This is a genomic window from Burkholderia sp. MSMB1078WGS (assembly GCF_001528895.1).
Classification (GTDB): Bacteria; Pseudomonadota; Gammaproteobacteria; order Burkholderiales; family Burkholderiaceae; genus Burkholderia.
Map to the genome: position 1 here is coordinate 148384 of NZ_LPDI01000009.1, position 14422 is coordinate 162805.

Sequence of the window (14422 nt, forward strand, 5' to 3'; positions counted from 1 at the left end):
ACACGGAACGTTCAGCGCTTGACCGTCGCGCCGGCAATGCCGCCGAGGTCGACCGCATAGGCCAGCGCGAGCTTGCCGAACTTCAGCGCATGGTTCGCTTGTCGATCCGAGTTTTCCAGCGTGTCGTTCGCCGTGTGGATGTACGGGCTGTCGTTCTGGTCGGCCTCGAACGGGAACGATGCCGGATACCCCTGCGCATTCCACGACGCGTGATCCGAGCATGCGTACCCGCACTGCGATGTGCCGATCGCAAGCTCGGGCAGGTAGGTCTTAGCCAGGTTCGTCAAGTAGGTGTTCTGCGCCGCGTTCGTGTAGTCGGTGATCAGGTAGATGTCCTTCGGATCGCCCTTGTAGTTCGTCATGTCGAGCTGCAGCACGCCGACCACGTTCGCATTCTGCGTGCGGAACTGCTTCGCGATCGCCTTCGAGCCGAGCAACCCGGCTTCCTCGGCCGCATATCCGACGAACTTGATCGTCCGTTTCGGCCGGTAGCCGTTCGCGAGCAGCACGCGTAGCGCCTCGGTCAGGCTGGCGATGCCCGACGCATCGTCGTCGGCGCCGGGCGAGCGCGTGTTTTCCGTCGTGCGGCCCGCGGTCGAATCGAGGTGGCCGCCGAGCACGACGGTGCCTGCGGCCGGATCGCTGCCGCGGATCGTCAGGATCACGGATTTCTGCGGAAAGCCCGTGTGCGCGAATTGTTCGACGGCGATGTCGGCGCGCGACGCCGCCAGCTGCTTCCACTGCAACGCGAGCCAGTCGGATGCGGCGACGCCGTGCGACGTCGTGTAGTAGCGGTTCGTGAAACCCGACAGCGACGTGATCGTGCCGACGATGTTGCTGGCCTGCAGTTGCTGGACCCATGTGCCGATCTGCGGCACGTTCGACACCGTGTACGCGGGGGCAGCGGCCTGTTTCGCGAGCGTCGCAGGCAACGGCTGGAGCGCCTGCCGTGCGTCGTCGAACGAGTCGTGCACGACGTAGCCGGGCCCGTGGCCGCGCGTGCGGTGAACTGCGTGGGCCAGCTCGCCGAGACGGGAATCGTCGATCTCGACGACGTGAACGGTTTCGCGACGCGCGGCGCCGTCGGCCGCCTTGCCGGCTTCGACGGTCGTGCTGTATTGCGCGGTTGCGGTCGCGTCGATACGTTGAAGCTGGCGGAACGCGGTGTCGCCGAGCGTGATCCAGACGGGCGCCGCATGCGCGGCGGCGGTCAACAGCATGCCGCCCAGCGCGGCACTCAGGCGGGTCGATTTCAGAGTAGGCATGTTCGATCTCGTGAGGATGGCGATGTCGATGAAGGGAGCGCGCCGCAGATCGTGCGATGCGCTCCCGCCTGCTGCGGGCGTTACGACTTCTGCGGGACGGTCACGCCGTACGTGCAGCTCTTGTTGTACGCGTTGCCGATCGCGGCGAGCTGCGCGCTGCTGTAGCCGAGCGCGGATGCGGCCGTCAGCACGGCTTGCGCGGCGGCCTTCTGGTTGGTCGAGCTGTTGGTCATCGACAGCCCCTTCAGGAACGCCTTGTCCATCGCCTGCGCGCCGATCGCATCGCGTGCCACGAGGTTGCACGATGCCCAGTACTGGCCGGCCGTGTGGATCTCCGCGCCGCGCGCCTGCGCATAGGTGCGCCCGACGTTCCAGTTGGTCACGCGGCCGCCCCAGAACTCGTTGTGGCCGTCCCAGTTGTAGACCCAGTGATACTGCGCATCCGACGGGCTCCATTGGTTGAAGTCGCGGCTGTACGCGGCGGCGAGATAGTCGCCGGTGCCTTCCGACAAGCCTTCCTGTTGCGACAGGCCGCCGTTGGTGACCCAGTCGTGGATGCCGTGGCCGAGCTCGTGGATCACGACGTCCGCGTCTTCCGCGTCGTCGACGCCGCCTTGCCCGAAGGTCAGCCGGCCGCTGCTCGACGAGTACGACGAGTTGTCGTCGCCCGATTCGCCGTGCGGGTCGTACTGCACGCCGCCCGTGTACTGGTACGGCAGCGCCTTGATGCCGAGCGTCTGGTTCACGTAACGCAGGAACGTGTCGATGTGGTAGTACGCGTTCACGGCCTCGAAATACAGGTTGCCGCGCGTGAATTCGAACGCGGGCGTGGATTGCGACGGGCAGGCCTTGTCGAGCGGCGCATCGAAATCGACGCACGCCGCGTACGGGCCCGTCAGCGTGTAGCGCGTGCCCGACTGCGCGAGATCCTTCAGCGTCACGCGTACGCGCGCGGCCGTGAGCTGCGTCGAATCCGCGTCGTTGCCGTCCTTGTAGCCCGTGCTGCCGTAGCTGCTCTTCGTCGGCGACAGCGGATCGGGGCGGAACACGAAGCCGGTGCCGTCGGTCGCGTAGAACGCCTTGTCCTCGGCGCGTAGCACTTCGCCGCTGCCCGAATCGATCAGCAGTTCCCAGTCGCCTTTCGGGCCATCCTGCGGGCGGCCGCGCACCTTCCACGCGGTGTGCGTGCCGGCCTTGTCGACGAACGCGACGAGTTGCGCATCGAGATGCGTGAAGCCGCTCGCGCCGAGATACGCGCGGGCGCGGTCGAATGCCTGCTGCTGGTCGACGGCCTGCGACTTGCGCGTCGTCGCGACCACGCCGTTGATCGTGTTGCTCGCGACGTACAGGATGCGGCCGTCCTTCGCGACGGTCACCGCGATGTCGCTGCCGTACACGGGCAAGCCGGCCGCCTGCTGCTGCAGGCGCACGACGGTGAAGTCGGCGTCGTCGCGTTCCGATGTGACGACGAGGCTCGCGAGCGCGGCGGCGTCGAGCCCGAGCTGCGCCGCTTGCGACGCGACGAAGTCGCGCGCGGTGGCGGCGGGTGTCGCGGCGGCTTTCTTGACGCGATAGGCCGGGTTGTACAGCGTGACGGCGACGCCGTCCGCGCGGAATTGCCCGGCAGCCGTGTCGGCCTTCGCGGCCGGCGGCGCGACGCCGCGCGTCAGGCTTTCGCGCAGGCTCGCGGCCTGCGGATTCGGCGCTTTCGTATCGGCCAGGGTGCCGCCGACGATGCCGAAACCGAGCGCGAGACTCAGGGCGAGCGGCAATGCTTTGCGTGATGTCTGCATACGTGATCCTCATCTCAACGGTTGGACACGCCCGCGCGCTCGTGGCGAGCAGGCACGACACGGCCCGCGCGCCTGTTCGATGGAACCGGTGCGGCAAAGCGGTGTTGGGGGTATCGACTGACTAAGGATCCCTAACTGTCAGGTCGAAAAGAAGCGGGCAGGAGAGGCGGACGAGAAGCGAACGGCAGGCAGGTGCGGCGACGGCGAATCGAGCATCGTCATGTCATACCCCTCGGATCGATATTGGATATCGGTTGGCAGCCTGCGTGACCCGACGTCCGTCGAGATCGACGATCGGGTCGTTAGGCTATCTATCTAACTTTGTTTGGTATGTTACAGAATATTTTCAACGACATTCCAGATTATTTTCGACGACCGCTTCGGTTCGTCGACCAGTCGCCGGCATTGTTCAACGAACGGCGGGAAACGCTGCCGGAACGCGTAATACCGCGCCGGATTGTGATCAAAAGCCGAGGCGATCAGCGCGTCGGCCGCCGGTCGCTGCGCGGGCTCATCCCGAATCGCGCGCGATAGGTGCGCGAAAAATGCGACGGCGATTCGAAGCCGCACGCGACGCACACCGACGTGATGCTCATGTCGGTCTGTTGCAGCAGTTCGCGTGCGCGATCGAGGCGCAGGTTCAGGTAGAAGCGCGTCGGCGTGTCGTTCAGCATCGCGCTGAACAGCCGTTCGAGCTGGCGCCGCGTGATCGACACTTCCTGCGCGAGCGCGTCGGAGCCGAGCGGGTTGTCCATGTGCCGCTGCATCGTGCCGATCACCTGGATCAGCTTGCGGTTGTGCACGCCGTAGCGCGCGGCGATCTCGAGCCGCTGGCTGTCCGAGCGCTGCCGGATGCGGCTGACGACGAACTGCTCGGAGATCGCGGCCGCGAGGTCGGCGCCGTGCCGGCGGCCGATCAGGTCGAGCATCATGTCGATCGACGCGGTGCCGCCCGCGCACGTGATGCGCCGCTCGTCGATCTCGAACAGCTCCTGCGTCGCGTTCAGGCCGGGATAGCGCTCGCGGAACGCCGCCAGCGCTTCCCAATGCAGCGTGAGCGGCTGCGACGCGTAGAACAGCCCGGCTTCCGCGAGCACGAAGCTGCCCGTATCGATGCCGCCGAGCGTGGCGCCATGCCGGTGCTGGCGGCGCAGCCAGTCGCCGAGCGTGCGCGTGTAGCACACGAGCGGATCGAAGCCCGCGACGACGAACACCGTATCGACCTGCGGGACGTCCGCGCACGCGGCTTCGGCGGCGACCGGAATGCCGTTGCTCGCGGCCACGGGTGCGCCGTCCGTGCTGATCACGTGCCAGCGATACAGCTCGGTGCGAAAGCGGTTCGCGACGCGCAGCGGCTCGACCGCGGACATGAAGCCGAGCGCGGAGAAGCCGGGTAGCAACAGGAAGTGGAAATCCTCGGGCATCGGGGTGTGGGGTGCAAGCAGGTAGTCGGTACGAGCCGTGCGTCGCGACGAGCGGGCCGGCGCGGGCCGCGCCCGATTCGCGGGCGCCGAACGTTCAAGCCGGGATTATCGCGGGTTTTGCCGGCGCTCAGCGCGTTTTTGCACGATGCACCGTCCGGCGCGCCGTCGTCGACGGCAATTCGCCGAACTGGGCCTTGTACGCGTTCGCGAAATGCCCGAGATGAATGAAGCCCCAGCGTGCAGCCGCTTCGCTGATCGGCAGGTCGGCGTGCCGCGTGTCGAGCAGCAGGCGTCGCACCTGCGCGAGGCGCAGCGAGCGCGTGTAGTTGAGCGGCGTCGTCTGTACGACCGACTGAAAGCTGTTCTGCATCGTGCGCCGGCTGACGCGCAGTTGCGTGCACAGGCTCAGGATGTCGACGGGTGCTTCCGGGTGCTCGATCACGTAGTCGTGCACGCGGCGCACGATGTCGGCGTGGCACGCGTGCGTGAGCCGGTGCTGCAGCTCGGGTATCCGGTAGGTCATGAGATCGACCAGCACGTTGCCGACGTCGGCGCGCATCGCGCGCTGCACGCGTGCAGCGTCGAACGTATCGGGCGCCGCCAGCACGCGTTCGAGCAGCGTGGCGAGGTGCACGCTCGCGCGCTCGCGCGCGGCGACCGGCACCTCGACCACGCCGCGTCGCAGCGCGCGTGCGTCCAGCCGGACGCCGGCGGCATCTTCGATCTGCTGCATCAACTCGGGTTCGACGACCACGCCGATCAGCGACATGTCGTCGGGCGAATGGAGTTCGAACGGTACGCCGCCGCGCGCCACCACGATCGTACCGGGCTCGACGCGCGCATTGCCGAAGGCGAAGGCGCCCGAGCCGGCGAGCGGCATCCCGAATACCGTATGGCCGGGCGGCAAGCATCCGCGCTGGATGATGCGCACGTTCGCCGTTTCCTGGAACAGTTGCACGCCGTCGAGCACCGCGTGTTTGACCACGCTGCGATACGAGCCGGCCCCGATCTGGTCGTAACGCTGATCCCAGCCGCGCAGCGCCTCGGCATGCCGGTCTGCGTCGTCGAACCTCTGATGTAACACACGCATGGCGCCTCCGGCGATCGTTCGGACCGCGCAAGACTAAACCGACCGGGCGGTCGGCGCAATACGGGGGAGCGCTATTCCGCGCGCGTGCTTCCGAGGGGCGGAAGGCGCACTGCCGCGCGGCTTTCACGCGCATTTCCGATATCCCGAATCGGCACGCACGCGTTGCCGGTCCGGGTGCTGGGCGGGTTTATTGTCGAACTACAGTCGCTCCACATCACGTGAACCCCCACTGGAGGCGGCATGAGGACAAGGCGACGAACCGCGGCGCTCGCGGCGACGCTGGCGTTGGCGGCGGCATGGGCCGGCGGCGCGAACGCGGCGGAAAAACCCGAAGAACTGGTCGTGCAGAAGATGCCGCCGTGGCATCCGCACGCGCTTTACATCGTCGACATCTCGATGCCGTCGATGACCGACGGGCGCATCTATGTATACGACGCCGATGCGAAGAAGCTGCTCGGCCAGATCGACGGCGGTTTCGCTCCCGGCTTCGCGATCTCGCCCGACCGCAAGACCAGCTTCGTCGCGACGACCTACTTCTCGCGCGGCTCGCACGGCGCGCGCACCGACGTCGTCGAGATGATCGACAACGCGACGCTCGATCACGCGGGCGAAATCGTGATCCCGGCGAAGCACGCGCAGCACGTGCCGTCACCGTACAACACAGCGTTCAGCGCCGACGGCAAGCGGCTGTACGTCGCGAACATCACGCCGGCCGCATCGGTGACGGTGATCGACGCCGTCTCGAAGCGGGTGCTGTCGGAGATCGACATGGCCGCGTGCGTGCTCGCGTATCCGTCGGGCAACGACCGTTTCACCGCGCTGTGCGAAAGCGGCAAGGCGCTGACCGTCACGCTCGATGCGAACGGCAAGGAAACGAAGCGCACGATGTCGGACGCGTTCATCGACGTCGACAAGGATCCGGCGTTCGTGAACGCGTCGCGGTACGGGGGCGACTATCTGTTCACCACCTACGGCGGATACGTGCGCAGCGCCGATTTCAGCGGCGACAAGCCGGCATTCGGCAAACCGTGGCCGCTGCTGACGGACGCCGAGCGCGCGGAAGGCTGGCGCCCGGGCGGCATGCAGCAGACGGCCGTGCACGCGAAGCAGAACCGGTACTACGTGCTGATGCACAAGGGCACCGACGGCTCGCACAAGGATCCCGGCACGCAGGTGTGGGTGTACGACCTGAAGTCGAAGCAGCGCGTCGCGCGCTGGGATCTCGCGCAGCAGAAGGTCGATCCGCTCGTGTCGATCCAGGTCAGCGAGGACGACAAGCCGCTGTTCTACGGGCTGACGGCAACCTCCGACCTCGTCGTGATGGATGCGCGCACCGGCGCGCTGCGGCACGTCGAGAAGCAGATCGGCAATACGTCGTCGCTGCTCGTCAACCCGTGAGGCCGCGATGACCCTCGATCCCGTACTCGCCACCAGCGCGCAGGCCGGCGCGGCCGCCGTCGTGCTGCTCGGCGCCTTCGCGAAGATGCGCCGGCCCGCCGCGTTCCGCCAGGCGCTCGCCGGCTACCGGCTACTGCCCGATGCGCTGAGCGCGCCCGTCGCGTTCGCGATTCCGTTGGCCGAAGCGATCGGCGCCGCGGCGCTGCTGTTTCCCGATACGCGCACGGCCGGCGCGATCGCGCTGATCGCGCTCTTCCTGGCGTTCGCGGCCGGCCTCGCGATCAACCTGCTGCGCGGCCATACCGACATCGATTGCGGCTGTTCCGGCTTCACCGCCGCCCGTGCGGACGCACCGCGCGGCATCGGCTGGCTGCATGTCGGCCGCGTGCTGCTGCTCGTCGCGCTGGCCGCGACCGCGTTCGTCGAGCCGGGCACGCGCGCCGTGGTGTGGCTCGACTACCTGACGCTGTTCTTTTCCGTGCTGCTGATCGTCTGCGCGCTGCTCACCGTCGACGTGCTGCTCGCCAACGTCCCGCGCCTTGCCCACCTGAGGAATTCATGATGCAAACCGCTCTCACCGTTTCCACCGCCCTGTTGTGGGTGGCCGTCCTCGCGCTCGGCGCGATCTGCCTCGCACTGGTGCGCCAGATCGGCATCCTGTACGAACGCATCATGCCGGCCGGCGCGCTGATGATCGACAAGGGGCCGGCGGTCGGCGCGATCGCGCCGACGTTCGAACTGACCGACATTCGCGGCTCGCACGTGAAGGTCGGCGGCATCGACGCATCGGGCAAGGCGACGCTGCTGTTCTTCCTGTCGCCGACGTGCCCGGTCTGCAAGAAGCTGTTGCCGCTGCTCCCGTCGCTGCAGGCCAGCGAGGCGACGCCGGTGAACATCGTGCTCGCGAGCGACGGCGATGCCGACGAACACGCGCGCTTCGCGCGAAAGCACGACCTCGGGCGCTTCCCGTACGTGCTGTCGCAGGAGCTCGGCCTCGCGTATCAGATCGGCAAGCTGCCGTATGCGGTGCTGCTCGACGAAACGGGCACGGTGCGCGCGAAGGGGCTCGTCAACACGCGCGAGCATCTCGAGAGCCTGTTCGAGGCGAAGGAGCGCGGCGTCGCGTCGCTGCAGCAGTACGTGCACGGCGACCCCGGCCGCGATGCCCACGACGGGCACGCGCAGCACGCATGACCGGCCGAACCTTTTTCAACGTCATTGGAGAACGACGACATGGGCGTGTTTGATTCATGGTTCGAGCGGTCGGCGCGCGGCGTCGCGCAGCACAGTTCGCGGCGCAGCGCGATGGCGAAACTCGGCAAGGTGCTGGTGGGGTCGGCGCTGCTGCCGCTGCTGCCTGTGGACCGCACCGCGTATGCGGCCGACGCGGCATCCGGCGCGTCGGGCGCATCCGGTGCTGCGGCATCGGGGGCAAGCGACGACCCGACGAGCTGCGACTACTGGAAATACTGCGCGATCGACGGCTGGCTTTGCAGTTGCTGCGGCGGCACGTCGAGCAGTTGCCCGCCGGGTACGACGCCTTCGCCGATCACGTGGATCGGCACCTGCCGCAATCCGCACGACGGTTCGGACTACATCGTTTCGTACAACGATTGCTGCGGAAAAACGTCGTGCGGCAAGTGCTTCTGCAATCGCAACGAGCGCGAGAAGCCGCTGTACAAGCTGTCGCTGAACAACGACATCAACTGGTGCATGGCGAACGGTAATTCGAATTACCACTGTTCGGTTTCGGTTCTGCTGGGAGCGGCAAAACAATGAGCGTGAAGCAGGCGGGAAAAATCGTCGTTGCGTGCATGACGGCCATGGCGGCCATCGCGTTGCCCGGCGCGGCCGGTGCACAGGACACCGTGCGTTACCCGGCCGGGAAAGGCTTGTTCGACACGCAGTGCGCGGTGTGTCACCAGGCGGGCGGGAAAGGGCAGGACGGCCTTGCGCCGCCGCTGACCGAGTATCCGGGCAAGTACGCGGCGGCGGAAGCCGGGCGTGCGCAGTTGATCGCGACGCTGCTGCACGGGATGTTCGGCGAGATCGAAGTGCACGACAAGCGCTACAACTTCAAGATGCCGTCGTTCGCGAGCGCGAGCGACGACGACATCGCGCACGTGCTCAACTACGTCGTGTTCGACCTCAACGCGCAGCATGGCGACGCGAAGCCGTTCACGGCGGCCGATATCCGTGCGGCGCGCGCGAAGCCGATGGACGGCGCGGCCGTGCATGCGCAGCGTGCGGCGGTGATCAAGGGGCTCGGCCTGTGAACGGCGCTTGCGCGCCGTCGTCGCGGTTCGGCGGCCTGTCGCATCGCCTGTCGTCCCGGTTGCTCCTGGCGGGTGCCGCGGCTTGCGCGTTTGCCGGGCCCGCGCATGCGGACGGCACAGCCGATGCGGCGCTGGCACGACAGCATTGGATGCTCAACTGCATGGGCTGCCACACGGCGACGGGCGGCGGCATTCCCGGCAAGGTGCCGCCGCTCGCGAACTCGCTCGGCTATTTCACGCATCTGCCGGCCGGGCGCGAGTACGTGATGCGCGTGCCCGGCGCGTCGAACTCGGCGCTGTCGGATCGGGAGCTGGCCGACGTGCTGAACTGGCTGCTCACGACGACGAACCGCGATGCGCTGCCACGCGACTTCAAACCGTATACGGCCGCCGAAGTTGCCGCGCACCGCCGTCCCGCGCTGTCGGACGTCGCGACCGTGCGCGCCGGCCTCGTCCGCGCGTTGCAGGCGCGCGGGATCGACGGCGTTGCGGATCGCTACTGACCGACTGACTCAACGAATCAGGAAAACGTGAACATGGAGACGAACCAAACCTTTCCGCTGCTCGACGCAACCCGCGCGTTTCTCGCGAAGCCGAAGAAGATGCTGATCGGCGCCGAGTGGAGCGACGCCGCGTCGGGCCGCCGGATCGAGGTCGTGAACCCGGCCGACGGCACCGTGCTCGCTCGCGTGCCCGAAGCGGACGAACGCGACGTGCAGCAGGCCGTCGCCGCCGCGCGCCATGCATTCGATGCGGGCCCGTGGCGCAGCGCGAAGACCACCGATCGCGAGCGCCTGATGCTGGTGCTCGCCGAGCTGATCGAAGCCAACGCGCGCGAGCTCGCCGAAATCGAATCGCTCGACAACGGCAAGCCGGTGACGGTCGCGCAAGGGCTCGACGTCGCGATGGCCGCGCAGTGCTTTCGCTACATGGCCGGCTGGGCGACGAAGATCGAAGGCAGCGTGATCGACGCCGGCGTGCCGTACCTGCCGGACAGCGAGATCTTCGCCTATACGCGCAAGGAACCCGTCGGCGTGGTCGGCGCGATCATTCCGTGGAATTTCCCGCTGCTGATGGCCGCATGGAAAATCGCACCGGCGCTCGCGACCGGCTGCACCGTCGTGCTGAAGCCTGCCGAAGACACGCCGCTGAGCGCGTTGCGGCTCGGCGAGCTGATCCAGGCGGCCGGGTTTCCGGACGGCGTCGTCAATATCGTCACCGGCTACGGTCATACGGCCGGCGCGGCGTTGTCGCGCGATCCGCGCATCGACAAGATCGCATTTACCGGGTCGACGCTAACGGGCAAGACGATCGGCCACGCGGCGCTCGACAACATGACGCGGATGTCGCTGGAACTCGGCGGCAAGTCGCCGGTGATCGTGCTGCCCGACGTCGATCTCGACAAGGCCGCGCTGGGCGTCGCGAACGCGATCTTCTTCAACCAGGGGCAGGTGTGCACGGCCGGTTCGCGCGCGTACATCCATTCGAAAGTGTTCGACGGCGTGATCGAGCGCGTCGCGAAGATCGCGGCGAGCCTGAAGATCGGCCCGGGGATGGATCCGTCGACGCAGATCGGGCCGCTCGTGTCGGCGAAGCAGCGCGAGCGCGTGTGCGGGTACATCGACTCGGGGTTCGGCGAGGGCGCGCGCGCCGCCGCCGGCGGCCGCGCGATCGACGGCCCCGGCTTCTTCGTCGAACCGACGGTGCTGGTCGATACGACGCAGGCGATGCGCGTGGTGCGCGAGGAGATCTTCGGGCCGGTGCTCGTCGCGATGCCGTTCGACGATCTCGATACGGCCGTGCGGCTCGCGAACGATACGCCGTATGGCCTCGGCGCGAGCATCTGGTCGAACGATCTTGCGGCGATTCACAAGCTGGTGCCGCGGATTGCGGCGGGCACCGTGTGGGTCAACTGCCACTCGCTGCTCGACAACGCATTGCCGTTCGGCGGAATGAAGCAGTCGGGCTTCGGCCGCGAACTCGGCCGCGCGGTGATCGACCAGTACATGGAGAGCAAGTCGGTGATGATGAACTACGCGTGAGCGTCGCGGCGAGTGCGTGCGTTGCCGGCGTACCGGGAACGCACGCGCTTGCCGTCACGCGCGGATCAGCACCACCCCGACGATGAGGCACGCCGCGCCGGCAATGCGGATCGCGCTCGCCGAATGCTGCTGGATGCCGAGCACGCCGAAGTGGTCGAATACGAGCGCGCCGGTCATCTGCCCGACGACGATCAGCGCGAGCGTCGTCGCCGCGCCCAAGCGCGGCACCATCAGGATCGCGATGCCGACGAATACCGCGCCGAAGAATCCGCCCGTCCAGCTGAACCACGACCCCGCGCCGGAGAACGTGCCGCTCACGCGCGGGTGAGGCGACAAGAGCGCGACCGCCAGCATCGCGGCCAGGCCGACGACGTAGCTGACCGACCCGGCCCACCACGGCGAACCGAGCTGCGCGCGCAGGTTCGCGTTGAGCACCTGCTGCAATGCAACGCTGATGCCGGCCGCCACGACCAGCAGATACGACAGGAAGGTAGCCACGAGGACGAACGCTCCGAAAGGATGGCCGCGCCGGCGATGCCGGCACGGAAGGCTTTCATTCTGCGGAGCGCGCCGGTATAACGCAAATATCGAATCCGGCGCTCATCCATCTCGTTTCGGCATGCCATCACTCCGGCAAATCCAGTACTTCCTGACCGTGGCGGACCTCGGCGGCTTCACGCCGGCCGCGGGTGCGCTCCATGTCGCGCAGTCGGCGCTCAGCCGGCAGATCGGTCAGCTCGAGGACGAACTCGGGTTCCCGCTGTTCGACCGCGAGCCGAGGGGCGTGCGGCTCACGCCGGCCGGCGCGATCTACCGCGAACGCGTGGCGTCGGTCCCGGCCGCGCTGACGGCGGCTGCCGACGAAGGTGCACGGTTGTCGCGCGGGGAAGCCGGCGTGCTGCGGCTTCTGCATTCCAGTACCGTTCCCGTCGGCAGCCTGATGCCGGATCTGGACCGCTTCATGCGCGATTGTCCGGGCGCGCGGGTCGATCTCGACCGCGCGTCGTCCGAGGATCAGGTGACCGAAATTGCGAACGGCCATGCCGATATCGGGATCGTTCGGCTGCCGGTGCTGCGGCGCGATGCACGCGTGCGTTTCGTTGAACTGGCCGCCGAGCGCTTGTGCGCGGCGGTGCCGGCCGATCATCCGCTCGCGGGCCGCAAACGCATCGCGATAGCGCGGCTGCGGCATGAGCCGTTCGTATCGGCCGTGTCTCGGGAGCGGGGCGGCCTCGCGCGCGTCGTGATCGATCTGTGCCTGAAGCGAGGCTTCGTGCCGGCGGCCGCGCGGATCGTGTCGCCGAAGACGTCGATGCTGAATCTCGTCGCGGCCGGGTGGGGGGTGGCGATCGTGCCGGCGCGGATGGCGAGCGTCGGGATCGACGGCGTCGCGTTCGTGCCGATTTCCGACGAGGACGCGCGATCGGTGTGCGCGCTGGTGCTGCCGGTGGAGCCGACGGTGCTGGCGCAGGCGTTCGTGCGGGCGGTGACGGCGGGCTGAACGCGCCGCGTCGCCACCCTGACGGCCAGCGTGTTCGGCCGGACCGACGTCGAGACTCAGACGCCGTATCCCGCGTCGCGCATCAACCGGCGCGCCGCGTCGCCGCGCGGGCCTTCCGCATCGAATCGCGCGCGAAGGTTCGCGTCTGCGTCGCGCGTCACGGCGCGGTGCATGGCCGCGATGACGGCGAAAAGGACGACGAAAAGGGCGACGACGAAGCAAGCGACGAGCATCGTATGGCTCCTGGCTGAATAGATCGGAGGCAGACACCGCGACGGCCGGCCGCGTCCGTCGGCATCCGTTCCAATGACGCGCAACATCCAGGCCCGGAGCGGCACGGTATCCGGCGGCGGCGCGCGATCGCCCGGCGATTCCCAGCATAGGGCCGCCCCGCGGTATTCGGCGACGTGTCGGAAATCCGTCAGCAAGGCCGTGGCGGAATCGAAAGGCGCGCGCCGCATCCGGGCAATCCCGTCGCGCGCCAGAAAAACCCCAAACCCCCATCCGGCAAGCCTCTCGCCGAACCTAGTGGTTTCCACTCATAGTCGCAAACAGTCAAGAACAGGTCGCCGCCGGTCTTCTCGGTGCGAATATGGCTCGTTACTTTTACTCCCACGATGCAGGCCGGCGCACACTCCGCGCACCGGCTGCCGCGAGATCAACCGGGAGGAATCGAACCATGAAGTCGACGAAGATCGCCGCGCTAGCCGCGGCCGTGCTGGCGACCGGCGCGTTCACGCACGCGGCGCTTGCCGAGACGGAGGCCGCGACCTGCCGCACCGTGCGTTTCGCGGATATCGGCTGGACCGACATCACGTCGACCACGGCGCTCGCGTCGACCGTGTTCGAGGCGCTCGGCTACAAGCCGACCACGACGATCGCGTCGGTGCCGATCTCGTTCGCCGGTCTCAAGAGCAAGCAGCTCGACGTGTCGCTCGGCTACTGGTGGCCCGTGCAGCAGAAGCAGTTGCAGCCGTTCCTCGACAGCAAGTCGATCAACGTCGTCGAGCCGCCGAACCTGTCCGGCGCGAAGGCGACGCTCGCGGTGCCGAGCTACGAATACCAGGCCGGCCTGAAGACCTTCGACGACATCGCGAAACACCGCGCGGAACTCGACGGCAAGATCTACGGGATCGAGCCGGGCAGCAGCGCGAACGCGACGATCCAGAAGATGATCGACACGAACCAGTACGGGCTCGGTGGCTTCAAGCTCGTCGAATCGAGTGAGGCCGGGATGCTGGTGACGGTCGAGCGCGCGATCCGCGAGAAGAAGTGGGTCGTGTTCCTCGGCTGGGAGCCGCATCCGATGAACATCCAGCTCAGCATGAACTACCTGTCCGGCGGCGACGCGGCGTTCGGGCCGAACTACGGCGAAGCGCGCGTGTACACGCTGACCGCGCCCGACTTCATCGCGCGCTGCCCGAACGCGGGCAAGCTCGTGACGAACCTGCGCTTCTCGACCCAGCTCGAGAACCAGCTGATGCAGTCGGTAATGAACAAGACCAAGCCGGCCGAGGCCGCGAAGGCGTACCTGAAGAAGAACCCGCAGGTGCTCGATCCCTGGCTCGCAGGCGTCAAGACGTTCGACGGCAAGGACGGCCTGCCTGCCGTGAAGGCGTATCTCGGCCTGTAA

15 protein-coding genes are annotated in these 14422 nt (G+C 67.5%); 9 read left to right on the forward strand and 6 right to left on the reverse strand.

The features are described from left to right. Positions 1 to 11: 11 nt before the first annotated feature. The 4 genes from WT24_RS02705 to WT24_RS02720 all read right to left on the reverse strand — a co-directional run bounded on the left by WT24_RS02705 (position 12) and on the right by WT24_RS02720 (position 5572). Entirely contained in the window at positions 12 to 1265 is a 1254-nt protein-coding gene (locus WT24_RS02705) for a M20/M25/M40 family metallo-hydrolase (RefSeq protein ID WP_060031047.1), read from the reverse strand. 80 nt (positions 1266 to 1345) lie between these two features. Beyond that, positions 1346 to 3058 carry a M36 family metallopeptidase gene (locus tag WT24_RS02710; RefSeq protein WP_060031050.1) on the reverse strand — a complete coding sequence of 571 codons (1713 nt, stop codon included), beginning with the start codon at positions 3056 to 3058 and terminating at the stop codon, positions 1346 to 1348. Between the two features lie 479 nt (positions 3059 to 3537). Beyond that, entirely contained in the window at positions 3538 to 4482 is a 945-nt protein-coding gene (locus WT24_RS02715; protein WP_060031053.1) for a GlxA family transcriptional regulator, read from the reverse strand. 127 nt (positions 4483 to 4609) lie between these two features. Beyond that, a complete protein-coding gene (locus tag WT24_RS02720; RefSeq protein WP_060031056.1) occupies positions 4610 to 5572 on the reverse strand; it encodes a helix-turn-helix domain-containing protein in 963 nt (320 codons plus the stop codon). Between the two features lie 240 nt (positions 5573 to 5812). On the opposite strand from WT24_RS02720, the gene WT24_RS02725 reads away from it, so the two are divergent. Genes WT24_RS02725 through WT24_RS02755 form a run of 7 tightly spaced genes read left to right on the forward strand, consistent with a single transcriptional unit; the run spans position 5813 to position 11288 of the window. Further along, complete coding sequence (locus WT24_RS02725; protein WP_060031059.1) at positions 5813 to 6970, forward strand: amine dehydrogenase large subunit; 1158 nt, start codon at positions 5813 to 5815, stop codon at positions 6968 to 6970. Positions 6971 to 6977: 7 nt separating this feature from the next. Continuing rightward, positions 6978 to 7532, forward strand: a complete 555-nt coding sequence (locus WT24_RS02730; protein ID WP_059790828.1) for a MauE/DoxX family redox-associated membrane protein — start codon at positions 6978 to 6980, stop codon at positions 7530 to 7532. After that, positions 7529 to 8164, forward strand: coding sequence for a methylamine dehydrogenase accessory protein MauD (gene mauD / locus WT24_RS02735; RefSeq protein WP_059502335.1), 636 nt, complete (start codon positions 7529 to 7531; stop codon positions 8162 to 8164). The genes WT24_RS02730 and mauD overlap by 4 nt, the downstream gene beginning before the upstream one ends. A 39-nt stretch (positions 8165 to 8203) precedes the next feature. Then, on the forward strand, positions 8204 to 8749 hold the full coding sequence (locus tag WT24_RS02740; RefSeq protein ID WP_059502337.1) for a methylamine dehydrogenase light chain: 546 nt from the start codon (positions 8204 to 8206) through the stop codon (positions 8747 to 8749). Continuing rightward, positions 8746 to 9246, forward strand: a complete 501-nt coding sequence (locus WT24_RS02745; RefSeq protein WP_059790826.1) for a cytochrome c — start codon at positions 8746 to 8748, stop codon at positions 9244 to 9246. Before WT24_RS02740 ends, WT24_RS02745 begins: the two co-directional genes overlap by 4 nt. After that, positions 9243 to 9749: a cytochrome c gene (locus tag WT24_RS02750; protein WP_060031062.1), complete on the forward strand. Its 507-nt coding sequence runs from the start codon at positions 9243 to 9245 to the stop codon at positions 9747 to 9749. The genes WT24_RS02745 and WT24_RS02750 overlap by 4 nt, the downstream gene beginning before the upstream one ends. 33 nt (positions 9750 to 9782) lie before the next feature. Continuing rightward, positions 9783 to 11288 (forward strand): aldehyde dehydrogenase family protein, encoded by a 1506-nt coding sequence (locus WT24_RS02755; protein WP_060031065.1) that lies wholly within the window; start codon positions 9783 to 9785, stop codon positions 11286 to 11288. A gap of 54 nt (positions 11289 to 11342) precedes the next feature. On the opposite strand, the gene WT24_RS02760 is transcribed toward WT24_RS02755, so the two are convergent. After that, entirely contained in the window at positions 11343 to 11786 is a 444-nt protein-coding gene (locus tag WT24_RS02760) for a DMT family transporter (protein ID WP_059502346.1), read from the reverse strand. A 121-nt stretch (positions 11787 to 11907) separates the two neighbouring features. On the opposite strand from WT24_RS02760, the gene WT24_RS02765 reads away from it, so the two are divergent. Continuing rightward, positions 11908 to 12789, forward strand: a complete 882-nt coding sequence (locus WT24_RS02765) for a LysR substrate-binding domain-containing protein (RefSeq protein WP_060031069.1) — start codon at positions 11908 to 11910, stop codon at positions 12787 to 12789. A gap of 56 nt (positions 12790 to 12845) precedes the next feature. Here the strand turns inward: WT24_RS02765 and WT24_RS34110 are convergent, their stop codons facing one another. After that, entirely contained in the window at positions 12846 to 13328 is a 483-nt protein-coding gene (locus WT24_RS34110; RefSeq protein WP_156440336.1) for a hypothetical protein, read from the reverse strand. A gap of 140 nt (positions 13329 to 13468) precedes the next feature. Here WT24_RS34110 and WT24_RS02770 point away from each other — a divergent pair, with 140 nt between their 5' ends. Further along, positions 13469 to 14422, forward strand: a complete 954-nt coding sequence (locus tag WT24_RS02770) for a choline ABC transporter substrate-binding protein (protein WP_006498766.1) — start codon at positions 13469 to 13471, stop codon at positions 14420 to 14422.